Source organism: Kitasatospora cineracea (assembly GCF_003751605.1).
Taxonomy (GTDB): domain Bacteria; phylum Actinomycetota; class Actinomycetes; order Streptomycetales; family Streptomycetaceae; genus Kitasatospora; species Kitasatospora cineracea.
The window spans coordinates 817663-840889 of sequence record NZ_RJVJ01000002.1; the positions used below are offsets into that span (position 1 = coordinate 817663).

Consider the following 23227-nt stretch of genomic DNA (forward strand, 5'->3'; position numbering starts at 1 on the left):
GGCGGGGCCTGCGACGTGTGGCGGGGCGGGGCCTGCGGCGCGTGCGGGCGGCGGTCGGTGGCCGCGCCCGGGTGGCGGCGGTCAGTGACCGGCGCACTGCAGGCGGGTGCGCTGGTACACCTCCACCGGGTCGCCCCAGTAGGCCCAGGGCAGTTCGGTCACCCGGTCGCCGAGTTCGCCGAGCAGCAGGTGCGCGGCGGCGGGCTGCCCGGAGAGCGCGAACGCCATGGCGAACTCGTTGTGGGCGACCGGCCAGTCCCGGCCGCGGACGTAGCCGGGGTGCCGGACCGAGCGGTCGGCGGCCTCGTGCAGCTGCGCGCGGACGTGCTCCTGTCCGATGTACGCGGCGTCCTCCTCGACCGGCAGCGACAGCCAGTGCTCGATGTGGGCGCGGGCGACCAGCTGGCCCATCGGGCTGCCCTCGGGGGCGGCGAGCATCGACGTCCGGGCGAAGGCGTGCATCTCCTCGTGCGAGCCCTGCCACTTCTCGCACAGCTGCTGCAGGCGCTGGCGGTGCGAGGGGACGTGGCCGGGGCTGCGGCGCAGCGCGGCCTCGAAGCGGTGGCGGGCGGAGTTCCGGTCGAGCGAGGCGCCGCGGCCGCTGATCTGCAGGAAGTACCAGGGGCCGAGCAGTTCGGGGTCGAGTTCGGCGGCCCGGAACAGGTGCTCCTCGGCGCTCTCCAGCCGTGCGTGGAACAGCTTCCACTGCTCCTCGCTCACGTGCTTGGCCCGGGCGCCGGTGCGGGCCTCCCAGGCCCAGCTGACGTGGCGGGCGCCCTGGGCGAGCTGCAGCAGCGGGTCGTCGGGGGCGGCCCGCAGGGCCTCGGCGAGCAGTGTCTCGGCGCCGGTGGTGTCGGCGACGGCCTCGACCATCAGGGTCAGGTCGTCCTGCCCGGCGGCGGTGTCGAGGACGCCCCGGGCGTCGTCCCAGGAGCCGGCCGCGACGGCGGCCCGCAGCCTGGTCAGGTCGGCGTCGCCGTGGGCCGGGTCGATGACCGGGCGCCGGGCGCCCGTCCCGGCCGACCGGTCCTCGCCGGTGTCGCGGCGGCCGAGCAGCCGTGCGAACAGTCCCATTCCCGGGTCCCCTCCGAAGGTGCGATGCGTTCCCGCGGGGGCGCGTGTACGGCGGCCCCCGGATCGAGATTCCTATCACGTCCGGGCGACAGGTGTGCGAAGGGTTTTCGACCTGGGGGACATGGGGGACCTGCGGAGGCCGGCGGGGGCGGGTGGGGCCGGCGGGGGCCGGCGGGCGGCGACAGGGGTTCGCGGGGAGGTGCTAGACGAGTAGTTCCGAAGTCGGGTGTCTTTGGCTGTTCTGCTTCGGACATGCGGGGAGGGTGTCCAGGCTTCGGGTTGTGACGACCGAAGAGCTGGACACCCTCCTGACGGCACTCTACGTGCAGATCGATGACCACCTGCCCCGAACGCGCTGGTTGGGGCGCCCGCCGCGGCTGACGGACTCCGAACTGGTGTGCCTGGCCGTCGCCCAAGCCCTGCTGGGTTTCCACTCCGAGGCCCGCTGGATCCGCTTCGCCCGCGCCCGCCTGCGCGGCATGTTCCCGCACCTGCCCGAGAGGCCCGGCTACAACAAGCGCCTGCGCGCCGCACGCCCGCTGCTCCAGCAGGCGATCCGCGACCTGGCCCGGGACACCGACCTGTGGGCGGACCCGGTGTGGATCACCGACTCCACACCCGTCGAGTGCGGGCGCTCCCGCGACACCGCACGCCGCTCAGCCCTGGCCGGATGGGCCGGCTACGGCTACAGCCGCTCGCACTCACGCTGGTTCTGGGGCCTGAAACTGCACCTGGTCTGCACCCCGGCCGGACTCCCCGTCACCTGGGCCCTGGCCAGTCCGAAGGTCGACGAGCGCGAGGTGTTGGCCGCGCTCGTCGAAACCGAACCGGAGCTGGCCCGCGAGCGGCCCGGCCTGCTGATCCTCGCCGACAAGGGCTACGTCTCCGCCGAACTCGACCGCTTCCTCGAACAGCACGGCATCACGCTGCTGCGGCCGTCCTACCGCAACCGAACCCCACGCCCCGGGGAAGGGCTGCTGAAGTCCGTCCGCCAGCTGATCGAGTCCGTCAACGACACCCTCAAGGGCCAACTCGGCCTCGAACAGCACGGCGGACGCACCATCGAGGGCCTCGGCGCCCGAGTCGGCCAACGGCTACTCGCAATGACCTGCGCGATCTGGCACAACCGCACCACCGGCCAACCCGTCACACGCTCGTTGATCGCCTACGACCACTGACCGACTAACCGACTTCGGAACTACTCGTCTAGCCGCGGCCGGAGATGCGGTCGGCGAGGGCGGCGAGGGGGGAGGTGGTGGTGTGTTCGTGACGGTCGGCGTGGTGGTAGGCGGCGTAGAGGGTGTGGACGGCGAGCCAGCGGAGGGGTTCGGGTTCCCAGCGGCGGACGTGGTGGCCGACCCAGGGGAGGGTGGTGAGGTCGGTGGGGGCGGCGCGGTGGAGGTGACGGAGGGTGAGATCGCGCAGGGTGCGGCCGGCCAGGTTGGCGGTGGCGACGCCGCTGCCGACGTAGCCGCCCGCGAAGCCGAGGCCGGTGGCGGGGTCGAGGTCGACGGCGGCGCACCAGTCGCGCGGGACGCCGAGGACGCCGGACCAGGCGTGGTCGATCCGGGCGTCGGCGGCGGCGGGGAACATCCGGGCCAGCACGGACCGGAGTTGGGCGACGGTGCCGGCGGGGGTGGCGCCGTCCTGGTCGATCCGGGAGCCGTAGCGGTAGGGGTACCCGCGGCCGCCGAGGGCGATCCGGTCGTCGGCGGTGCGCTGGGCGTACATGTAGGCGTGCGCCTCGTCGCCGAGGACGTCGCGGTGCTGCCAGCCGACGGCGTCCCAGAAGTCGGCGGGCAGCGGTTCGGTGGCGATCATCGAGGAGTTCATCGGGAGCCAACTGCGCCTGTTCCCGGGGACGTTGGCGGTGAAGCCCTCGGTGCAGCGGAGGATCGTGCGGGCGCTGACGGTGCCGTGCGGGGTGGTGGCGCGGCCGGGGGCGATGGCGGTGGCGGGGGTGGATTCGTGGACCCGGACGCCGAGTCGGCGGACGGCGGCGGCCAGGCCGAGGACGAGCTTGGCGGGGTGGATCCGGGCACCGTGCGGCGTCCAGGTGGCGTCCAACGCGCCCGGGACGTACAGGCGTTCGGCGGTGCGGGCGGCGTCCAGCAGGTGCACGTCGTCCGCGCCGAACGCCTGCTCGTGGGCGAACCTGGCTTTCAGGCGGGCGAGTTGGGCGGGGGTGGTGGCGACTTCGAGGACGCCGCCGCGGTGGGCGTCGCAGTCGATGCCCTCGGCCTCGGCGGCGCGCAGGGTCTCGGCGACCGTGTCGTTCATGGCGTACTGGAGGCGGCGGGCGGCGTCCTCGCCGTGCAGCCGGGCGTAGCGGCCGCGGCCGGCGATCCCGTTGTACAGCCAGCCGCCGTTGCGGCCGGAGGCGCCGTAACCGCAGAACTCGGCCTCCAGCAGGACGACGTCGAGGTCGGGGGCGGCCTTCTTGAGGTAGTAGGCGGTCCACAGGCCGGTGTAGCCGCCGCCGACCACGCAGACGTCGGCGGTGGTGTCGCCGTCGAGCGGGGCGCCGGGTTCGGGCCGGCCGGTGGCCGCGTACCAGAAGGAGACGCCTCCGTTGACGGTGGTCATGTGTCCTGCTTCCGAGGGGGCTTCTGGGAGGGGTGCGGGGTGCGGGGTGCGGGGTGCGGGGTGCGGGGTGCGGGGTGCGGGGTGCGGGGTGCGGGGTGCGGGGTGCGGGAGGACGGTAACCGGGCGGCGGCGGGCCGGACAACGGGCAGCCTGGCAGGCCGCCGCCGCCCGGGCTGACAGGGTGTCCGGGTCGCGGCGGGCGGGGGCGGGCGCGGGCCGCGGCCGCCCAGTCGGCGGTGTGGACGGCCCGGCCGCCGACGTGGGTGCGCAGGACGCGGGTCTCGACGATCTCCTCGACGGGTGCGGCGAACGGGTCGCGGTCCAGGACGACCAGGACGACCAGGACGACCAGGTCGGCGAGGTTGCCGGGGCGCAGCACGCCGGTGTCGTCGAGGGCGGTGACGTGCCGCTTCAGCGCCTCCGGGTCGACGAAGCTGAGGCCGCTGTTGCCGGTGGTGCAGCCGCAGCCGTCCAGGTAGGGGGCGGCGAGGGCGGCGCCCTGACCCGGGCCGGCCCGGGAGCCGCCCTGCGGTCGGCCTCGGCCGGAATGTCGCACCTGGGCGGTATGTTCGGCCGGACGGCGCCACCGGGCGGTGGTGCCACGGCCGCGTTCCGCCCCTTCCGTTCCCGCAGGAGACCCGCATGCGCATCCACCTCACCTCGGTCTTCGTCGAGGACCAGACGGCGGCACTGGCCTTCTACACCGGGGTGCTGGGCTTCGTGAAGAAGCACGACGTGCCGCTCGGCGGGGGTGCCCGGTGGCTGACGGTGGTCTCCCCCGAGCAGCCCGACGGCACCGAGCTGCTGCTGGAGCCCTCGGGCCACCGGGCGGTGCCGCCGTACAAGGCGGCGCTGCGGGAGGACGGGATTCCGGCGGCCTCGTTCGCGGTGGACGACGTGGCCGCCGAGTACGAGCGACTGTGCGGCCTGGGCGTGGTGTTCACCCAGGAGCCGTTGGCGATGGGGCCGGTGACGACGGCGGTCTTCGCCGACACCTGCGGGAACCTGATCCAGCTCGTGCACACCCCGTAGGGGCGGCTAGCGGACGGGGACGGTAGTCGGGGGCGGCTGGCGGGGACGGTAGTCGGGGAGTTCTCCGCTACCCTCCCTCCATGATCATCGAGGGGGCGCGCCCGGGCGGCGCGAGTTGGTGGGGGATCTTCGCGGAGCGGGCGGTGGCCCGCGGGCCGCTGGTGCTGCTGGTGGCGGCGGTCGGGGCGGTGCTGCAACTCGCCGCCGGGGTGCTGGTGGCGGGCCTGGTCCCGGCGTTCTGGATGCTGCGGCTGCTGTCCGTCGCGGTTGCGACGCTGCTGGTGTCGTTCGAGTACGGGGTGGCGCTGCGGCTGCTGGCCTTCCGGCCCGGCCTGGGGTTCGCGCTGCGGGTGCCGCCGCGGCAGCTCGGGCTGATGGCGGGCTGGTCGGTGCTGCTCTCGGTGCCGACCCTGGTCGACCTGTGCGCGGCCTTCCGCCCCGAGCTGTACTTCGACCTGCTCCGCGGGCCGTTGCGCTGGCCGCTGCTGGCCCTGGGGGCGTTCGGGGGTGTGTTGGCGGCGGCGCTGCCGGCCGCGGTCTTCGTGGCGGGCGGCGGGCTGCGGGCCTCCTGGCGGCTGCTGTCCAGTGGTTGGGCGACGGCGCTGCGGCTGTGCGCGATCGCGCTGTTCGGATGCGTGGCCGGGCTGCTGGTGCAGCAGTGGTCCGTCGAGGCGCTGTGGCGGAGCCGGTCGGTGGCGGCCGCGTTCGCGGTGGACGCGCTGGCGGCGCCGGTGCACCTGCTGGTCCTGCTGCTGCTGTTCGCCACCTACCGCCGCTCCCCCGCCGCCGTCGGGCCGGACGGGCCGGCGGGCGGGTCGGCTGGCGGGTCGGGCGGTGGGCCGGAGGACGGATCGGCGGGCGGGTCGGACGGCGGGTCGGAGAGCGGAACGGCGGGCGCGGGGTCGGCGTACCCGCCGGTGGACGCGGCGTTCGGGCGGTGAGGGCGGCCGGGTAGCGCCGGGGCCTGGTCGACGACGGTGCGTGGCGGGTCCGATGTGGTGGGCGGTGGTCCGGGAGCGGGCGGCCGCCTGCTGGTGGCAACTGCTGCTGGTGAAGCTGGCGTTCGCGGCCGCCGGGAACGTGCCGGCCTCCGTGGTCGGCCGCTCCGGGGCCGCGTCCGAGGCGGCGGCGGTGCTGCTGTTCGCGGCCGGGGCGGCGCTGTCGGCCTGACGCCGGTCCGCCCAACTGCGGCTGCTGACCGGGCAGTCGGACCTGCCTGCGGCGTCCCGCGCCGAACGGGGGCCGGTGCTGCGGCCGGCCCTGCTGGGCGCCGCGGCGGACCTGCCCGGGCCGGCCTGGCTGCTGTCCATGCGGCTGTCCGTGCTGCTCCCCGGCGGGTACGACCTGCTGGTGCGGCCGGTGCTGGCGCTGCTCGACCCGGTCGCGCTGCACCTGCTGGCGGTGGCAGCGCTGCTGCCGACGGCGGTGCTGCTGGAGGCCCGCGACCTGCGCCGCTCCTGGCAACTGCTGCACGGCAGTTGGCGCCCCACGGTGCGGATCGTCCTGGTGGTACCGGCGCCCGCCGCACTGAACCGGGCACTGAACCGGGCACTGCCCGGCCCGCTCCCGGGGCTGGTGCTGGAGGCGGTCTTCGCGGTGCTGCTGTTCGGGTGCCGCCGAGACGGAAAGCGTGATGTCGGTCAGCCGGGGGCCACGCGAGGGCAGCGGCGAGGCAGCGTGTTGAGATGGCCATGTCGCGCTGCCGGTCCGCCGGGCGACGTCGCCGTTCCCCCGTAGGGTGGGACGTCAGGCTCTCGCATCGTTCGTCGTCTGTGGCTGGGAGAACTGTGACCGTCGCCGCCCGTCTCGTCACCACTGTGGCCGCTCCCCTGGACCCGGCGTCCTCGGAGGCCCCGTGGGTCCTGCACGGGCCCGACCGCAGGCTTCTCGTGCAGCGTGGTGACACCGAAGTGGTGGCCCTCGATGTGGACGCGTTCTCCGCCGGCCGAGCCTCCGAGGTCCGCTTCCCGGCGCCCTGGCCGCGCCGCTTCGGATCGGTGACGGTGTCGCCGGAGCGGGATGCCGCGGTGTTCGCAGGCGTGCACGCGGTGCGTTCGGTGGAGGCGACCGGCACGACGCGCTGGGAAGTGCGGCATGGCTGCTGGTACGGCGGCTGCACCCTCCTGCACTCGTCCTTCGACGAGTACGCGCGCGACGAGGACCACCCCTACGCCGACAGCGGCTCGGTCGCCGTCAGTGCGGACGGCAGGCTTGTTTGGGCCCACCTCCGCGCTCCGTTGGGCGGCGACCCGGCCGGGGAGGACGACCAGGAACTGTGGGCAGTCCTGGACGCCACGGACGGAAGGGTCCTGGGGCGCGTGAACACCATGACCGTGGCCTCCGGCTCCGAGCACACTCCGCACCTCGACCCGACGCAGATGGGGTTGAGTGTCGGCGAGGGCGAAGAGGGGTCGCCCGCGCTGTGGGGGCGCTGGGACGGGCAGCGACTGTCCGCCACCGTGATCGGGATCGAGCTGGTCCTCCTTGCGGTGAGCCCGTCCGGCCGGCACCTCCTGGCCGTCGACGTCGGGCAATGGTCGCTCTGCCTCCACCGGGCGGAGGACGGCTCGCTTCTGCGGGAACTGGACGCCGAGGGCACGGTGCCGTCGCACCCGCGGAGCACCGGCGAGGACAGGGTGTACTGGGACCACGACGCGGCTTTCCTGGATGACGACACCATCGTCGCCGGGACCTCCGAGTGCGATGCCCGATACGGCACGGCCCGCCACTGGCTGGTCGATGCACGGGGAATGACCCTCCGCGGCGAAATCTCCTACCCCTTCCCCGTCTCCGGGCCTGCCCGCTCCGCCGGGGACGGTGCGTGGTACACGGTCTCCAAGGACCGAAGGTCCGTGCACCTGTGGAAGCCGGCCGACGAGAACTGACCTCGGCCGGGTGACGCCCTGGCCGTTCGCCGAACGGCGGCAGCCAGGTCCGGTGGTGCTGCAACGTGAGATGCGTGCAGGGCGGCGGGTTGACCGACGCGGGGAGGGCCGCGCGCGGGCGGCTGCGGTTTCAGGCCGTCGAACGCTTCGAGGGCGGCCAAAAGAACGCAGGCATCGCGGCCGCGCTGCGGGCGGGCGTGCGGTCGGTAGAGCGATGGCGAAGGTCCCGGCGCGAGTGCGGCGGGGCCGGGCCGCGGTCGAAGGGGTCTCCGGGCCGGTCCCGGCTCGGCGAGACCCAGGTTGCCGGGCTTGAGCGCGAGTTGGAGCGGGGTCCGCTCATCCATGGCTGGGCGGACCGGCGGTGGACGCCGGCGAGGTCGGGAGGAAGGAGACCCGGCCGCGGGCAAGGGCACTGCGGCGGAACTCGGCGCCTGGATCGCCTTCGAGGACGAGGCCGGGCGGTCGATGACCCCGCCGCGCGCCAGAACGTGGGGCCGGACCGGTCAGACCCCTGTCGTACGGGCACGGGGCCGAGGAGCCGGGCGAGTCTCGATGGCGGGCATGACCTGCTACAAGCCCGGCGAGCGGTCCCGACCGATCTGCACGATCCGCGAATACCGCGGTCGCGAAGACGAACCGAAGGGCTTCGGCCGGCGCGGCTTCCGCGGCCTGACCACCCGCGCCCGCCGCCAGCCGGGCGGGCCGATCGTGCTCGTCCGGGACAACGTCCGTCTGCACCTCACCGCCGGGATGGAGGAGTTCATCGAGGCGAACGCCGACCGGCTGACCGTCTTCCAGCTGCCGACCCACGCCCCGGGCCTCAACCCGCAGGAAGGCATCCGGTCGCTGGTCAAACGCGACATCGGCAACCTCGCCGCCGCCGACCTCAGCGAGATCGCTCGTGCCGTGAAGCGCCGACTCAAGCGCATCCAGTACCGCTCGGAGTTGATCGACGGGTGTTTCGCGGGCACCGGCCTGATCACAGACGGCTGACCGGCAGCACACTTTCAAGTCCAGTACCGGGTCTTCATCGCTCCGGGCGATTTCCTTGCCGGGAAATTTTCCTGACGGTTCGTCAAGTTTTATTCGGAGCCGCTCGACGGCCGGCCCGGGTGGGCCGCGCACCGGCGAGTGGGCGCCCCGCTCGCCGTCCCGGCCTGTGCACGGTCCGGCCCTTCCGCGCGGCACCCCCGGCGGCCGGTGTCGCGGCGGATTGGTATGTTCTCGGAGCGTCACTACCGACAGCCGTCTCACGGGGGATCCAACCAGCATGCGCATCCGTCAACTCACCGCCGCAGCAGCCCTGCTGACCGTCGCCCTGGCCGTCACCGGCTGCGACCCGGAGGACACCTCGGACGGCGGCCCGAGCACCGCCGCCGCGACCGGCACCCCCGGCGGTTCCACCGCGAGCGGTGCCGCCTCGCCGACCGGCGCCGCGTCCAAGCCGGCCACCGGGTCCTCCAAGACGGCCGCCGCGCCGGCCGGCGGGCAGACCGTCAGCGCCGCCGACGAGACCGCGTTCGAGAAGGCCAGCATCGACGTCAACGGCTGCGCCGCCTTCTACAAGACCCACAAGGTCATGGTGGTCGAGAACGCGGCCCCCGGGCAGCTCAAGGCCACCCAGGCGAAGGTCACCTGCGACAAGTACGGGCGGCAGCTGGACCTCGGCGGCGGCGTCTCCTCCTACTACAAGTTCGCCTCCGGCGCCTCCGTCACCATGTTCACCAAGGGCCTCAACCCCTCCGGGACGTACCCGCGATACGAGGCCCGGAAGACCACCTTCGACGACTACGCCAAGCTCCACCAGCCCTGCTTCGACACCTCGAAGCCGGACGACCACCCGGCCGACCTGTGCGGGAACCTCTTCATCTACGAGACCGACGCCGGCGGCCTGATCACCTCGATGCACGAGACCTGGGAGATCGTCGACTGACGCCCGCATCGGCTCCGGCTCCGGCTCCGGCGGGTAGGGTCGCCCCGTGAACCCACCCGCCGGAGCCACCCCGCCCGCCGTCCGGGAGACCTCGCGACTCCTGCTGCTCGACCACCGGGACCGGCTGCTGCTGCTCTGCGCCCGCGACCCGCGGCCGGCCGGCGGGCGCTGGTGGTTCACCGTCGGCGGCGGCGTGGACGAGGGCGAGGACGCGTCGGCCGCCGCCGTCCGGGAGCTGCGCGAGGAGACCGCGCTCGACCTGCCCGCCGAACGGCTCGGCCCGGTGGTCTGGACCCGGCGCACCGACTTCACCTTCGACGGCCGCCCCTTCCGCCAGCGGGAGGAGTACCGCCTGCTGCGCCTGACCCCCGCCGAGACCGCCGCCGTCCGGGTCGACCCGGTCGAAGCCAGGTTCGGCCACCACTGGTGGACGGTCCGGGAGTTGGCCACCACCGACGCCACCGTCCGCCCGCGCGACCTGGCCGCCCGCCTCACCGCCCTGCTGCGCGAGGGGCCCGGCCCGGTTCCGCTGCACCTCGGCGACGTCAACGACGACGAGGACTGAAGGTTGCCTGACGCGGTACCGGGAACCGTCCGGCCGGGCGTCAGCCGAGTGGTTTGCGGCGGGCCGGGGCCGGGCGGTCGGTGAGGGCGAGGAGGAGGGTGGCGGTGGCGGGGAGGGCGGCCATGGCGCGGAGGAGGGCGGTTTCGGGGTAGGTGTCGTGGTGGAGGTGGAGGGCGAGGTAGGCGGTGGTGAGGGCGGCGGGGGCGGCGAGGAGGAGGGGGCGGGCGGCTCGGCGGGGGTGGGGGTGGTGGAGGGCGGCGAGGGCGGTCAGGAGGGCTGCGGCGGCGGCGAGTCGGGGGTGCGCGAAGCCGAGGCCGTAGCGGACGGCGAGGGCGGGGACCAGGAACAGGGCGAGGGCGCGGCGGAGCAGGGTGGCGAGGGCGGTGGTGCCGGGGCCGGTCCGGGTGGTGGGCGGGCGGCGGTCGCGGGTGGTGGCGGTGAGGACCGCGAGGGCGAGGGCGGCCTCGGGGAGGCGGGCGGGCAGGTGGCGGAGGTTGTAGAGCAGGGCGGTGTCGTAGACGACCATCACCAGGGTTCCGACGGCCCACAGTTCGGCGGTGAACCTGAGCAGTCCGAGGGTGTCGGTCCGGCGTTCGGGGCCGGGTGCGCGGCGGGCGGCGCGGAGCAGCAGCGGTGTGGTGAGCAGGGCGGAGAGCACCCGGATCGTCACGTCCTGGACGGTCCACGGGTTGTGCAGTCCCCATTCGACGGCGCCGAACACCAGGGTGTAGGAGGTGGCGGCCGCGGCCGCCAGCGCGGGTGAGCCGATGGTGGCGCGCAGCAGGGCGGGGCTGAGGCGGTGCAGCACCGTCGCGTAGGCGGTCAGGACGAAGGGCAGCTCGAGGAACGCTTGGACCCGCAGCACCGTCGGCGCGAACAGCCGGGGGGCGGGCAGGTGGGCGGCCAGCGCCCGGATCGCCGGGTGGCCGGTCGGTTCGGCGAACCATCCGGACGGCAGGTAGCGGGTGACGTACCCGGCGTCGCCGCCGTGCACCCGCACCAGGTAGGCGGAGCAGAGCAGTTGGTTGAGGTAGAGCAGTCCGGTCACCGCGGCCAGCAGGATTTCCGGCCGCACGCCCCGGCCGGGGACCGGTACCCGATCGGGACCGGAGGCCCGGTCGACGGTCGGTGCGCGGTCCGCGGTCGGTGCGCGCAGGGCCCGGGGGGCGAGCAGCAGGGCGGCGGCGGTCGAGCCGAGGACGGCGGCGTCGACCAGCAGCGCGGTGGTCGTCATCCGGGAGATGCTACTGCCGTCGGTCACGGCGCGTCACCGCGGGCGGGGGTGGGCGGAACGGCGGTGGAGGAACGGGTTCCGGGGGCGGGGGGCGGACGGGTTCCGGGGCGAGGGGGACGGTGGTTTCGGGGATTGCGTCCGGCCCCGGGAATGCGAGGGCTGGTCTTTACCCGGGAAAAGTAGGTTCGGGCACCAAGCACACTCTGTCGGCCGGGGCGGCTATCGCCCGCACGGGCCCTTCCGCCGCGTTCCGGGCGGCTTCCGGGAAGCCCGCGGGCGGCCCGCGGAACGGCGCGTCGATTCGCTGACGCACGGTCACCCGCCGGGCCCGGATGGGGCGGTGGCGGGGCGGGTCGGGTGGCCACGGGTCTGCACCGGGCCGGTTCCGGCGATCACGGAACGTGATCAAGGGGCGGGTGGCGGGCGTTCACGAGTCGAGCACGGATTCATCGAACGGTCCGCCCAACAACCATTGTGGGGCCGGATGGTGCGGGGTAGAGTCCCGGTTCGCCGAAGCACGGACGGGTCACCTCTGGGCATTTTCTTGGAGCGCTCATGTCAAAGAAAGGCGGCGTCAACAGACCGGGTCCCGACCTGTTCGACGCGTTCGCGGAAACCGCTCTCCGATGGCCCGAACGGGTCGCGCTCGATTCTCCCGGAAGCACCCTCAGCTACCTTCAACTCGCCTTGTCCGCCAGCAGGTTGGCGGATGCACTGGGTGACCGGCCGGGCCCGGTGGCGGTGTCCGCCCGGCACGCGCCGGAGACCGTGACCGCGCTGCTGGGCATCCTCGCGGCGGGCGGCACGTACGTCCCGCTGGACCCGTCCTTCCCGGTGGAGCGGCAGCGGGCGATGGTGTCCGCGGCCGGGTGCACCGCACTGGTGGGGGCGGCCGGGCAGGCGGCCGCGCTCGGGCTGCCGCACCTCGAACCGGTGGGCGGGGCGGGCGAGTTACCGGCGGGGTCCGATGGGGATCGGCCGCGGCCGCCGGTGACCGTCGGGCCGGACGATCCCGCCTACCTGCTGTTCACCTCGGGGTCGACGGGGCGGCCGAAACCGGTGCTGACGCCGCGCGGGGCGATCTCGGCGGTGGCCGGGTCGCTGCGCGGACTGTTCGGCGTACGACCCGAGGACCGGGTGCTGCAGTTCGCCTCGCTGAACTGGGACACCTGCTTCGAGGAGATCCTGCCGACCCTGACCGCCGGGGCCCGGCTGGTGTTCGACCCGGAGGCGCACTCGGCCTCCTTCCCCCGGCTGCTGCGGGCGGTGGAGCGGCGCGGCGTCACCGTGCTGGACCTGCCCACCGCGTTCTGGCACGAACTGGTGCTGCACCTCGCCGAGGACGGCCCGGACGCCGAGCTCCCTTCCTGTCTGCGGCTGGTGGTGATCGGCGGCGAGGCCGCCGACCCGGCCCGGCTGGCGGACTGGAGCCGGCTGGCGGACAGCGGACGGATCCGGCTGCTGAACACCTACGGCTGCACCGAGACCACCCTGATCACCCACGCGGTGGACCTGCTCGGCCCCGACACCCCGGAGCCGGGCCGCCGCTGGGACCCGGCCGAGCGCGCGCCGATCGGCCGCGCCCTGCCGCACGTCGAGGAACTGCTCACCGCCGAGGGCGAGTTGCTGATCGGCGGCGCCGCGCTGGCGACCGGCTACCCCGGGCTGCCGGAGACCACCGCGGAGCGCTTCACCGAGCGGGCCGGCCGGCGCTGGTTCCGCACCGGCGACCGGGTCTCCCGGGGCCCGGACGGGGTGCTGACCCACCGCGGCCGGATCGACCACGAGGTGAAGATCCGCGGCATCCGGGTCGACCCGGCCGAGGTGGAGGCCGCACTGGGCGCCCACCCCCGGGTGGGGCTGGCGGCCGTCACCGCGACCACCCTGGCCGGCCGCACCGCGCTGGTCGCCTACGTCGTCCCGCGCGCCGGGGCCGCCGACCCGGCGCCGCCGACCGCCGAGGAACTCCTGCGCCACCTGCGGGAGTCGCTGCCCGCGCACCTCGTCCCGAGCCGGCTCACGGTCGTCCCCGAGCTGGCCCGCACCGCCGGCGGCAAGATCGACCGCGCCGCCTCGCACCGCCTGCACGCCGGGGCCGCCGCGCCGGCCTGAGCCGCCCCGACCGGAACACCCCGGCTGAAACACCCCGCTCGAACCGTCCCGCCGGAGCCCGCCGCCTTTCCCCGCGGCGAGCCCGGCGCCCGGCAGCACCGCTGTCCCGCTGTCCCGCTGCCCCGCCGTACCGCGCACCACCTCGCGCACCCACCGCACCGTCGCACCGCGCACCACCGCACCGCGTACCGCTGCACTCCGCACCACCCGACCACGCACAGCACCGCGCACCACGCACCGCTGGCACCACCGGACCACGCGCACCCCGCACCGGTCGAAGGAGACCCCTGATGAGCCTCGACATGCCCGCCGTCACGCCCGCCGCCCCGCCGTCCCCCTCCGGCGCGGAACTGCTCGACTCGCTGACGGCGGTGTTCCGCCGCGTCCTGGAGCTGGCCGAGGTGCCCGCGGACGGCAACTTCTTCCTGCTGGGCGGGGATTCGCTGGTCGCCACCCGGGTGCTGAGCGCGGTGGCCCGCGCCCACGGGGTCGAACTGACCTTCGAGGAGTTCCTCGCCGACCCGACCCCGGCGGGCCTGGCCGGCCGCGTCAGCACGGCTCTCCCGGCCGCCCGGTGAGCGCCGCCGCGCTCACCCCGTCCCGGCCCGCCGCCCCGCGTTCGGCCCTGGTGGTCGGCGCCGGAGTGGCCGGGCTGACCGCCGCCGTGGAGCTGGCCGAGCACGGGGTGCGGGTGACGGTGCTGGAGGCCCGGGAGCGGGTCGGCGGGCGGGCCCGGGGCCTGGAGGTGGCGCCCGGGCGGTGGATCGACGCGGGCGCCGCGTACCTGGGCGACCGGCACACCGAGCTGCACGCCCTGCTGGCCGCCTGCGATCTGAAGACCGTGCCGACAGAGATGGCCGGGGCCAGCCGGTTCGCGCTGCGGGACGGCGACGGCGACGGCGCGACCGCCGACGGGCGGTTCCCGCCGCTGAACGCGGTCGCCCTGGGCGACCTGTTCGAGCGGCTGGAGGAACTGGCCGCGGCCGTCCGCCCGGACGCGCCCTGGCTGACCCCGGACGCCGAGCGGCTCGACGCGCTGACCGCCGCCGACTGGGCCGAGCGCGAACTCGCGCACCCCGACGCCAGGTTGTTCTTCCCGCTGTTCCTCGGCGAGATGATGGCCGCCGACCCGGCGAAGGTCTCCGTCCTGCACATGGCCTTCTACCTGCGCTCCGGCGGCGGCCTGCGCTACCTGAACGCCTTCGCGGGCGGCGCCCAGCAGGACCGGGTCGCGGGCGGCGCGCACCGGCTGTGCGAACGGCTGGCCCGGCGGCTGCTGGACGCCGGCGGGGTGCTGCGCACCGGCGAGCCGGCGCTGGCCGTCGAGCAGTCCGCAGCGGAGGTCACCGTCCGCACCCCGGAAGGGAGTTACCGGGCGGAGGCGGCCGTGGTGGCGGTGCCGCCGCTGCTCGCGGACGCGATCGGGTACCGGCCCGGGCTGCCGGTGCCGCGGGCCGCGTCGCGGACCGAGCGGGGCTGCGCGGTGAAGCTGAACCTGGTCTTCCCGGAGCCGGTGTGGCGGGCGCACGGCCTGTCCGGCTGGTCGGTGAACGCGGCCGGCCCGCTGCTGTCCACGGTGGACGACACCCCGCCGGAGGGCTCGCCGGGCGTGCTGACCGGCTTCGTCACCGGCGCGGAGGCGCACCGCTACGCCGCGCTGGAACCCGGCGAGCAGCGGGCGGCGGCGCTGGCCCAGGCCCGGCGGCTGTTCCCGATGCTGCCCGAGCCGATCGGCTTCCACCTCACCGACTGGGTCAACGAGCCGTGGAGCCGGGGCTGTTACGCCGCGCTGTTCGGCCCCGGCGACTGGACGGCGCTCGGGCCGACGCTGACCGCCCCGCACGGCCGGGTGCGGTTCGCGGGCACCGAGACCAGCACCGAGTTCTTCGGCCTGCTGGAGGGCGCGGTCCGCTCCGGCCGCCGGGCGGCCGCCGACCTGCTCGCCGCCGGGCCGAACGCCGCCGGCCGGCCCGCCGCCGACCTTCCCTCCACCCCGCTCGAAAACTGACGCCCAGTCAGTCCTCTTCGCTTTCAAGCCTTTCCGGCTTCTTCCCGGACCGGTGTCCGCCCCACGGGGGCGGGCCCGGCGACCAGTCCTGCTTGGAGACCTCCCATGAGCGACCAGACACCCCTCGCCCCGCTACCCGTCCGGGAGCGGTTCATGACCGACCCGGACCTCGGGGCGGGGAACTTCCTCGACCGGGCCGCCGAGGCGAACCCGAACCGGGCGGTGCCGTACGCGTTCGCCCACCGGCTGGACCACCGCGGGCAGGTGGTGCTGCTCGGGCACAGCCTGCTGGACCTGGTGGCGCTGCGCGACCGGTACGCGGCCTGGTACCACGCGATGGGGGTGCGGCCGGGCGAGCCGGTGGGCGTGGTGGTCGCGGAGGGGCTGGAGCCGCTGCTGCACTTCTTCGCGCTGACCGCGCTGGGCGCCGTCCCGGCGCTGGTCAACGACGCGATGCGGCCGGACGTGATGGTCCGCTACCTGGACCACGTCGGCGTGGTCGGGGTGGTCGCGGACGACACCACCCGGCTGGCCGCGGCGTACCGGCAGGACCCGCAGCGCAGGCCCCGGTTCCTGGCGCCGACCGCCGAGGTGCAGTCCTTCGACGCGGCGGCCGCGCCGCTGCCGGAGCGGTACCCGTACCGGCACGCGCCCGAGGACGTGGTGGCGCTGATCCACTCCTCGGGGACGACCGGCACCCCGAAGTCGACGATCCTGGCGCACCGGCAGTTCTGGGAGGGCAAGCAGCCGCGGATGGTGCGCTTCCCGGCCGAGCCGTCCGACCGGCTGATGTCGCTGATGCCGCACACCCACGCGGGCGGCCTGAGCTACTTCCTGACCACCACCCTGCTGGGCCTGCCGACGGTGGTGATGGCGGGCTGGCGGCGCTCGGTGGTGGAGCCGGTGATGGAGGCGTTCCAGCCGACCATGGTGGCCTCCTTCCCGCGCACCTTCGTCGAGTTGGCGACCGGCGAGCTGCCGGTGCGGGGCGCGGCCCGGGTGCACTCCTGGTTCAACACCGGCGACAGCGCGCACTACGGGCACGTCCGGCGGCTGGTGCAACTCGGCGAGCGCCCGGCCGGGCTGGTCAGGCCGTGGCTGCTGCCGCAGGAGAAGGAGGGGCAACCGGCTTTGCCCGGTTCGCAGTTCGTGGACGGGCTGGGCTCCTCCGAGATGGGCATGGCGCTGTTCGGGCAGGTCACCTCGCCGGAGACGGCGCGCGCCGACCGCTGCGTGGGCAGGCCGTCCGAGGTGGTGGAGCGCGCCGCCGTGCTGGACGAGGACGGCGCCGAAGTCCCGGACGGGACACCAGGGTTGCTGGCGGTGCGGGCGCCCTCGATCACGCCGGGGTACTGGAACAACGAGCGGCTGACGGCGAGCTTCCACCTGTCCGGGTACTGGCTGACCGGCGACGTCGCCTACCGGGACGCCGAGGGCCGGTTCTTCCACCTGGACCGGACGGTGGACGTGATCGACACCCTGGACGGGCCGGTGTACAGCCTGCCGCTGGAGGAGGTGCTGCTCGCCGACTGCGCCGAACTGGTGCGGGACTGCTCGGTGGTGGGCGTCCCGCACCCGGCCGGCGGGCAGCGGCCGGTGGCCGTGGTGCTGCTCCAGGAGGGGGCGGGGGTCACCGACGAGGCCGGGCTGCTGGCGGCCGTCAACGCCGAACTCGGCCGGGCCGGGCTGGCGGAGCTGGCCGCGCTGCGGGTGGCCCGCACCGAGGCGGAGTTCCCGCTCGGCCCCACCGGCAAGGTGCTCAAGCGCGAACTGCGCACCCGGCACGCCGGCCTGCTCACCGGCCCGGCCGCCGGGGTGGCCGTCGGAGTGGCCGCCGGAGTGACCGTCGGCGCAGTTGCCGCCCCGGCCCCCGCCTCGCCCGCCGCCCCGGCCGCCGTCTCGCCCGCCGCCCCGGCTGCCGTCTCGCCCGCCGCCCTGGCCGCCGTCTCGCCCGCCCCGAGAGTCTCCTGATGGGGCGCCAGGACACCCCGCAGCCGTACCAGTACGTGCGGCAGCCGCTGGTCGAACCGGACTGGCGGCGGCTGCCGGGCTGGCGGGAGGTGACGGCCGCGCAGTGGCGGGACGCGCAATGGCAGCGCTCGCACTGCGTGCAGGGCGAGCGGCAGCTGCGGCAGGTGTTCGGGCCGCTGCTGACCGACCGGTTCTACGACGAACTCGCGGCCGACCAGCGGGAGTTCGCCACCATGTCGGTGCTGGTGCCGCCGCAGATGCTGAACACCATGGCGGTCGGGGCGCCGCTGGTGCCGGCCTCGTTCACCGAGGCGTTCCTGGCCGACCCGGTGCGGCGCTACATGCTGCCGGTGCGCTCGGACCGGCACCCGGCCTGGCCCAGCCACCCGCTGGCGGCCCGGGACTCGCTGCACGAGGCGCAGATGTGGGTGGTGGAGGGGCTGACCCACCGCTACCCGACCAAGGTGCTGGCCGAGCTGCTCTCCACCTGCCCGCAGTACTGCGGGCACTGCACCCGGATGGACCTGGTCGGCCGCTCCACCCCGCAGGTCGCCAAGGCCCGGCTGGTGCTGCGTCCGGCCGACCGCGAGGAGCAGATGCTCGACTACCTCAAGCGCACCCCGTCGGTGCGGGACGTGGTGGTCTCCGGCGGCGACCTGGCGAACGTGCCGTGGCCGCGGCTGGAGTCGTTCCTGCTGCGGCTGCTGGAGCTGGGCTCGGTGCGGGACGTCCGGCTGGCCAGCAAGGCGGTGGTCGGCCTGCCCCAGCACTGGCTGCAGCCGAAGGTGCTGGCCGGGATGGAGCGGGTGGCCCGGCTGGCGGCCCGGCGCTCGGTCAACCTGGCGGTGCACACCCACGCCAACCACGCGGCGTCCGTGACCCCGCTGGTCGCGGAGGCGGCCCGCGGGCTGCTGGACGCGGGCGTGCGGGACGTGCGCAACCAGGGCGTGCTGATGCGCGGCGTGAACGACAGCCCGGAGGCGCTGCTCGACCTGTGCTTCGCGCTGCAGGGCGAGGCCAACGTGCTGCCCTACTACTTCTACCTGTGCGACGTGATCCCGAACGCCGAGCACTGGCGGCTGCCGCTGGCCGCCGCGCAGCGCCTGCAGGAGGCGATCCTCGGCTACCTGCCGGGCTACGCGACGCCCCGGCTGGTGGCGGACGTGCCGCACGTCGGCAAGCGCTGGGTGCACCAGGCGGTCGGCTACGACCGGGTGCGCGGCATCTCGTACTGGACCAAGAACTACCGCACCGGGCTCGAACTGCGCGGCGGCGAGGGGGCGTTCGGCCCGGACGGGCTGGGCCGCCGGCACCCGTACGTCGACCCGGTGGACACCCTGCCGCCGGAGGGCCGGGCCTGGTGGGCCGAACGGGCCGGTGCCGCGGGGAACTTCGACCCGAGTGAGCTGGAGGAGAGCGAGTGAGCGAGCCGCAGGCGCCGTTGCGCCGGATGTGCTGGATCTTCCCGGACCGGGAGTCGAGCCGGTCCGGGGCGATGTGGAAGCACTACTTCTGGGACATGTACGCGGAGATCGCCGCCGAGCTGGGCCTGGCGTGGACGATGCACGCGCCGGAGGCGGTGACGGTGGACGGCACCGACCCGGCCCGGCCGCGGGTGTACGTGGACGGCGAGCGGGTGACGCCGCAGGACACCCTGTTCATCACCGCGCTGTACTCGCTGCCGTACCAGTCGATGGACGTGTTCAACCAGTTGACGCTCTGCACGGTGCTGGAGCAGGCCGGGTTCTACCTGCCGTTCCCGGCGCAGGTGTCGCTGCTGGGCAACGACAAGCTGGCGACGGTGCTGTTCCTGGCCGACTCGCCGGTGCCGGCCGTCCCGTCGGTGCGGATCGGCTCGGGGCGGGACGTCTCCAAGCACCAGTACGAGGCGGCGCTGGACGGCCTGTCCTTCCCGGCGATCGTGAAGCCGTCCGGCTGGTGCGGCGGCGGCGGGATCTGCCTGGCCCGCTCCCGGGAGGACGTGCGCGGTCTGGCCAGTCTGGCCCAGGGCGGCGACACCGTGCTGGTGGCGCAGCCGTACCTGGGGGACGGCACCGTCGACTACCGGGTGTACGTGGTCGACGGGCGTCCGGTCGCGGCGCTGCGGCGCACCCCGGAGGCGGGCTCGCCGGTGGCGAACGCCAGCCGCGGCGGGTCGATGGAGTTCTGCGAGGTCCCGGCCGAACTGGTCGACGCCACGGCCTACTTCGCCAAGAAGCTGCCGATCCCGTTCTTCTGCGTGGACTTCCTGCACGACGGGGAGCGGTTCTGGTTCTCCGAGCTGGAGCCGGACGGGGTGATCGCCCCGGACCTGGACGACCCGGCCCGGCCGGTGCAGCGGGAGGTGACCCGGGCCCGGTTCGCCGCCTACCGGGACGCGCACGCGGCGTTCGTCGCGGACGGGGGCGTGCGGCGATGACCTTCTCACTCACCGAGGAGCAGGCGGCGGACGGCCTGGCGGTGGCCCGCCGGACGCTGGAACTGCTGCGCGGCGTACCGGGGTTCGGCGACCGGTACGCGCAGGCGGCGGCGCCCTCGACGCTGGCGGAGCTGGCCGCGCTGCCGCCGCTGGCCAAGGACGACCTGAACACCGCGCTGGCGCACCTGGAGCCGGCCGCCGAGCACGGCGCGACCTGGCTGTTCCAGAGCGGCGGCTCGACCGGGGCACCGAAGGTCGGCTACGCGCCGACCGGGTTCTACATGGCGAAGGTGTTCGAGCACTGGCGGCCGCTGGAGCGGGACGACGTGTTCGTCAACGCCTGGGGCGCGGGCCGGATGTGGGGCGCGCACTTCCTGGCGGCGGGCCTGGCCGACCTGTCCGGCTGCCGGGTGATCGCGCTCGGGTCGGTGACGGCCGAGGAGTACCCGCAGTGGCTGGGCTTCCTGGCCGACCGGAAGGTCACCGCGATCGGCGGGACCCCGAGCGTGCTGCGGTTGTGGTTCGCGCACGCCCGCGCCGCCGGGATCGAACTGCCGTCGCTGCGCAAGGTGTTGTGGCTGGGCGAGGCCTGGCAGCCGCAGCTGGAGGAGGACCTGGCGGCGGTCGCGCCGAAGGCCCGCCGGCACGGCATGTTCGGCTCCACCGAGACCTGGGTGGTGGGCTCCAACTCCCCCGACTGCCCGGCCGACACCTTCCACCCGTTCCCGCACCAGCTGGTGCACGTCGGCGACGGCGGGCTGCTGGACTTCACCTCGCTCGACCCGGCGATGCTCAACCCGGTGCTGCGCTACCGCACCGGCGACGCGGGCGAGTTGGGCCCCTGCCCGTGCGGGCGGCCGGGCCCGGCGATGCGGGTGCTGGGGCGCCGCGACAACGTGGTGCAGGTCCGCGGGCTGGGCCTGCACGTGGACGAGCTGCTGGCCCGGGTCGAGCGCGAGCCGGACGTCAGCCGGGCCCAGGTGCTGGTCACCGAACGGGGCGGCCGGGCCCAGTCGGTGGACGTCCTGGTGCTGGGCGCGCTGCCGCCGGGCCGCGCCGAGGCGCTGCGGCGCGAACTGCTGGCCGGGACCTTCACGTTGAGCACCGCCTTCGTCCACGACCCGGAGCAGGTGCGGGTGCGGGTGGTGGACGCGTTGGTCAGCAACGAGCGCACCGGGAAGACCGCGGGCTTCGTGGTCCGGGAGGAAGCATGAGACGAGGGCTCGTGAAACTGCGCAGGCCGGAGCAACTGGGCCGGGGCTTCAACCTGTTCTGGTTCGGCAAGTCGGTCTCCAACGTCGGCGACCGGGTGACGGTGTTCGTCGTCCCGACCCTGATGATCTTCGTGCTGCACGCCTCCGCGTTCCAGGTCGGCGTCGTCGCGATGGCCCAGTACCTGGGCATCCCGCTGCTCGGCCCGGTGGCGGGCGTCCTGGTGGACCGCTGGGACAAGCGGCGCACCCTGATCGCCTGCGACCTGGTGCGGCTGGCGGCGGTCGCGGTGATCCCGGTCGCGTACTGGCTGGACCTCCTCTCCACGCCGCTGCTGTTCTGCTGCGTGGCGGCGGTCTCCGGGGCGACGATCTTCTTCAACGTCGGCTACCTGGTGGCCGTCCCGGCGGTGGTCGAGCAGCCGCACCTGGTGCGCGCCTACTCCCGGCTGGAGGGCAGCGGCTCGGTCGCCGAGGTCTCCGGGCCGTCGATCGCCGCCGCCCTGTACGGGGCGCTCGGCGCGGCCTCGCTGCTGGTGGACGCCGCCAGCTACCTGGTCTCGGCGGCCTGCTTCCGCTGGATGCGGCCCTGGGGGCAGCCCACCGTCGCCCAGGGCTCGGTGTGGCAGCGGCTCACCCTCGGCTTCCGGCTGAACTGGCAGGACCCGGTGCTGCGCCGGGTGGTGCTGGCCGCCGTCACGCTCAACTCCGGCGGCCCGGTGTTCGTCACCGTGATGCCGGTGCTCGCCTACCGGGGCCTGGGCGTCACCGTCGGCGTGTACGGCGCCGCGATGTCCGCGGGCGCGGTCGGCGCGCTGCTGGGCGCGCTGGTCGCCCCGCGGATCGGCGAACGGCTCGGCATCGGACGGACGCTGGCCTGGGCGCTGCTGCTGCACTGCCTGGTCGGCCTGGGCGTGCTGGCTGCGCCCGCGCTGCCCGCCGGGCCGGTCATCGCCGCCACCATGGGCGCTTACGGCTTCTTCATGTCCTGCATCAACGTGTGCTCGGCGCCCGCCCGGCAGTCCCGGATGTCCGCGCAGCACCAGGGCGTCATGCACGCCGCGTTCCGCACCGCCACCTGGGGCGTCATCCCGCTCGCCGCGCTGGCCGGCGGCCTCGCCGTCTCGCTGCTCACCGGCCCGCTCGGCGTGCTGGACGCGGCCCGCTGGACCATGGTCGGCGGCACCCTGCTCGCCGCCTGCTCCTTCCTGCCCGCGCTCGGCATCCAGTCCCGGATGGACGCCGACCTGCCGAAGGCCGTCGACCTGGTCGGCGATCCGACCGCACCCGCCGACGGCGCCACCGCACTCGCCGACGGCGCCACCGAGCCTGCGGAGGCCGCGAAGTGACGGAGCGTCAGCAATTGCTGGTCACCGGCTGCTCCTCCGGCATCGGGCTGGCCACCGCGGCGGCGGCCGACCGGGCGGGCTGGTCGGTGCTGGCGACCGTCCGCGACCCGGAGCGCGCCGGGGCGCTGCGGGAGGCCGCGCCCGGGGCCGAGGTGCGGCGGCTGGACGTCACCGACGAGGAGTCGGTGGCGGCCTGCTTCGCCGGGATCGACCGGCTCGACGCGCTGGTCAACAACGCCGGGATCTCCAACTTCGACCCGACGCTGGAGATGTCCACCAGCGCGGCGCTGCGCGCCAACCTGGAGGTCAACTTCTTCGGCACCGTCGCCGTCTCGCGCGCCGCGATGCCGCTGCTGCGCGCCTCCGGCGGGCGGCTGCTGACCATCGGCAGCGTGCACGGCGTGGTCGGCCAGCCCTTCAACGAGGCGTACTGCGCGGCGAAGTTCGCCGTCGAGGGCTTCATGGAGTCGCTCGCCCCGGTCGCCGCCGCGCACGGCGTGCGGGTCTCGGTGCTGGTGCCCGGCTACGTACCCGACACCCGCTTCGGCATCTTCCCGGACGTCAACCGCCGTACCGTGCAGGCCGCTTCGGGCCCGTACGCGGACACCTTCGCCGCCTACGGCGACCGGATCGGCGCGCACTGGGCCGGCGCCGGGCAGCCCGCCGCGGAGGTCGCCGCGGCGGTGCTGCGCGCGCTGGCCGAGGAGCGGCCGCCGTTCCGGATCCCGACCGGACCGTGGGCCGCGGCCTACCTGGACGCCAAGCTCGCCGACCGCGACGGCGCCGCCGTCCAGCGGCTCGCCCACGACTGGATCGGCCTGACCCCCCTGCCCTGAGGAGCAACCACC

The 23227-nt window shown here is 74.8% G+C and carries 20 protein-coding genes and 1 pseudogene; 18 read left to right on the plus strand and 3 right to left on the minus strand.

Annotated elements, in window-relative coordinates; translation table 11 throughout:
* Nucleotides 1-81 precede the first annotated feature (81 nt).
* The gene (locus EDD39_RS30145) at nucleotides 82-1074 is read right to left on the minus strand and encodes a hypothetical protein (protein WP_123562110.1); all 993 of its coding nucleotides are present in this window, start codon (nucleotides 1072-1074) and stop codon (nucleotides 82-84) included.
* Nucleotides 1075-1355: 281 nt separating this feature from the next.
* Here EDD39_RS30145 and EDD39_RS30150 point away from each other — a divergent pair, with 281 nt between their 5' ends.
* Nucleotides 1356-2252 (plus strand): IS982 family transposase, encoded by an 897-nt coding sequence (locus EDD39_RS30150; RefSeq protein ID WP_123562112.1) that lies wholly within the window; start codon nucleotides 1356-1358, stop codon nucleotides 2250-2252.
* A 28-nt stretch (nucleotides 2253-2280) separates the two neighbouring features.
* On the opposite strand, the gene EDD39_RS30155 is transcribed toward EDD39_RS30150, so the two are convergent.
* Entirely contained in the window at nucleotides 2281-3660 is a 1380-nt protein-coding gene (locus tag EDD39_RS30155; protein WP_123562114.1) for an NAD(P)/FAD-dependent oxidoreductase, read from the minus strand.
* A gap of 642 nt (nucleotides 3661-4302) precedes the next feature.
* Here EDD39_RS30155 and EDD39_RS30160 point away from each other — a divergent pair.
* The 8 genes and pseudogenes from EDD39_RS30160 (at nucleotide 4303) to EDD39_RS30195 (ending at nucleotide 10075) form a co-directional block, all read left to right on the plus strand.
* Nucleotides 4303-4692 carry a VOC family protein gene (locus EDD39_RS30160; RefSeq protein WP_123562116.1) on the plus strand — a complete coding sequence of 130 codons (390 nt, stop codon included), beginning with the start codon at nucleotides 4303-4305 and terminating at the stop codon, nucleotides 4690-4692.
* A gap of 80 nt (nucleotides 4693-4772) precedes the next feature.
* The gene (locus EDD39_RS30165) at nucleotides 4773-5633 is read left to right on the plus strand and encodes a hypothetical protein (RefSeq protein WP_123562118.1); all 861 of its coding nucleotides are present in this window, start codon (nucleotides 4773-4775) and stop codon (nucleotides 5631-5633) included.
* A gap of 40 nt (nucleotides 5634-5673) precedes the next feature.
* Complete coding sequence (locus tag EDD39_RS39075) at nucleotides 5674-5862, plus strand: hypothetical protein (protein WP_148089559.1); 189 nt, start codon at nucleotides 5674-5676, stop codon at nucleotides 5860-5862.
* A gap of 75 nt (nucleotides 5863-5937) precedes the next feature.
* A complete protein-coding gene (locus tag EDD39_RS30170; RefSeq protein ID WP_123562120.1) occupies nucleotides 5938-6429 on the plus strand; it encodes a hypothetical protein in 492 nt (163 codons plus the stop codon).
* Nucleotides 6430-6479: 50 nt separating this feature from the next.
* Entirely contained in the window at nucleotides 6480-7577 is a 1098-nt protein-coding gene (locus EDD39_RS30175) for a hypothetical protein (RefSeq protein WP_123562122.1), read from the plus strand.
* A 65-nt stretch (nucleotides 7578-7642) separates the two neighbouring features.
* Nucleotides 7643-8570: pseudogene (locus tag EDD39_RS42805) on the plus strand (transposase).
* A gap of 277 nt (nucleotides 8571-8847) precedes the next feature.
* The gene (locus EDD39_RS30190) at nucleotides 8848-9510 is read left to right on the plus strand and encodes a hypothetical protein (protein WP_123562126.1); all 663 of its coding nucleotides are present in this window, start codon (nucleotides 8848-8850) and stop codon (nucleotides 9508-9510) included.
* 46 nt (nucleotides 9511-9556) lie between these two features.
* Nucleotides 9557-10075: an NUDIX hydrolase gene (locus EDD39_RS30195; RefSeq protein ID WP_123562128.1), complete on the plus strand. Its 519-nt coding sequence runs from the start codon at nucleotides 9557-9559 to the stop codon at nucleotides 10073-10075.
* 40 nt (nucleotides 10076-10115) lie between these two features.
* On the opposite strand, the gene EDD39_RS39925 is transcribed toward EDD39_RS30195, so the two are convergent.
* Nucleotides 10116-11309 carry a hypothetical protein gene (locus EDD39_RS39925; RefSeq protein ID WP_162870251.1) on the minus strand — a complete coding sequence of 398 codons (1194 nt, stop codon included), beginning with the start codon at nucleotides 11307-11309 and terminating at the stop codon, nucleotides 10116-10118.
* 555 nt (nucleotides 11310-11864) lie between these two features.
* Here EDD39_RS39925 and EDD39_RS30205 point away from each other — a divergent pair.
* From EDD39_RS30205 to EDD39_RS30245, 9 genes are all read left to right on the plus strand, one after another.
* Nucleotides 11865-13421, plus strand: coding sequence for an amino acid adenylation domain-containing protein (locus EDD39_RS30205; protein ID WP_123562130.1), 1557 nt, complete (start codon nucleotides 11865-11867; stop codon nucleotides 13419-13421).
* Nucleotides 13422-13711: 290 nt separating this feature from the next.
* Nucleotides 13712-13999, plus strand: coding sequence for an acyl carrier protein (locus tag EDD39_RS30210; protein WP_123562132.1), 288 nt, complete (start codon nucleotides 13712-13714; stop codon nucleotides 13997-13999).
* On the plus strand, nucleotides 13996-15429 hold the full coding sequence (locus EDD39_RS30215; RefSeq protein WP_244257362.1) for a flavin monoamine oxidase family protein: 1434 nt from the start codon (nucleotides 13996-13998) through the stop codon (nucleotides 15427-15429). The genes EDD39_RS30210 and EDD39_RS30215 overlap by 4 nt, the downstream gene beginning before the upstream one ends.
* 105 nt (nucleotides 15430-15534) lie before the next feature.
* Nucleotides 15535-17400 carry a class I adenylate-forming enzyme family protein gene (locus tag EDD39_RS30220; protein WP_123562134.1) on the plus strand — a complete coding sequence of 622 codons (1866 nt, stop codon included), beginning with the start codon at nucleotides 15535-15537 and terminating at the stop codon, nucleotides 17398-17400.
* Entirely contained in the window at nucleotides 17400-18824 is a 1425-nt protein-coding gene (locus EDD39_RS30225) for a KamA family radical SAM protein (protein ID WP_123562136.1), read from the plus strand. The genes EDD39_RS30220 and EDD39_RS30225 overlap by 1 nt, the downstream gene beginning before the upstream one ends.
* Nucleotides 18821-19819: an ATP-grasp domain-containing protein gene (locus tag EDD39_RS30230; RefSeq protein ID WP_123562138.1), complete on the plus strand. Its 999-nt coding sequence runs from the start codon at nucleotides 18821-18823 to the stop codon at nucleotides 19817-19819. The genes EDD39_RS30225 and EDD39_RS30230 overlap by 4 nt, the downstream gene beginning before the upstream one ends.
* Nucleotides 19816-21033: a phenylacetate--CoA ligase family protein gene (locus EDD39_RS30235; RefSeq protein WP_123562140.1), complete on the plus strand. Its 1218-nt coding sequence runs from the start codon at nucleotides 19816-19818 to the stop codon at nucleotides 21031-21033. The genes EDD39_RS30230 and EDD39_RS30235 overlap by 4 nt, the downstream gene beginning before the upstream one ends.
* On the plus strand, nucleotides 21030-22379 hold the full coding sequence (locus tag EDD39_RS30240; RefSeq protein WP_123562142.1) for an MFS transporter: 1350 nt from the start codon (nucleotides 21030-21032) through the stop codon (nucleotides 22377-22379). The genes EDD39_RS30235 and EDD39_RS30240 overlap by 4 nt, the downstream gene beginning before the upstream one ends.
* On the plus strand, nucleotides 22376-23215 hold the full coding sequence (locus EDD39_RS30245) for an SDR family NAD(P)-dependent oxidoreductase (RefSeq protein ID WP_123562144.1): 840 nt from the start codon (nucleotides 22376-22378) through the stop codon (nucleotides 23213-23215). The genes EDD39_RS30240 and EDD39_RS30245 overlap by 4 nt, the downstream gene beginning before the upstream one ends.
* The last annotated feature ends 12 nt before the right edge of the window (nucleotides 23216-23227 follow it).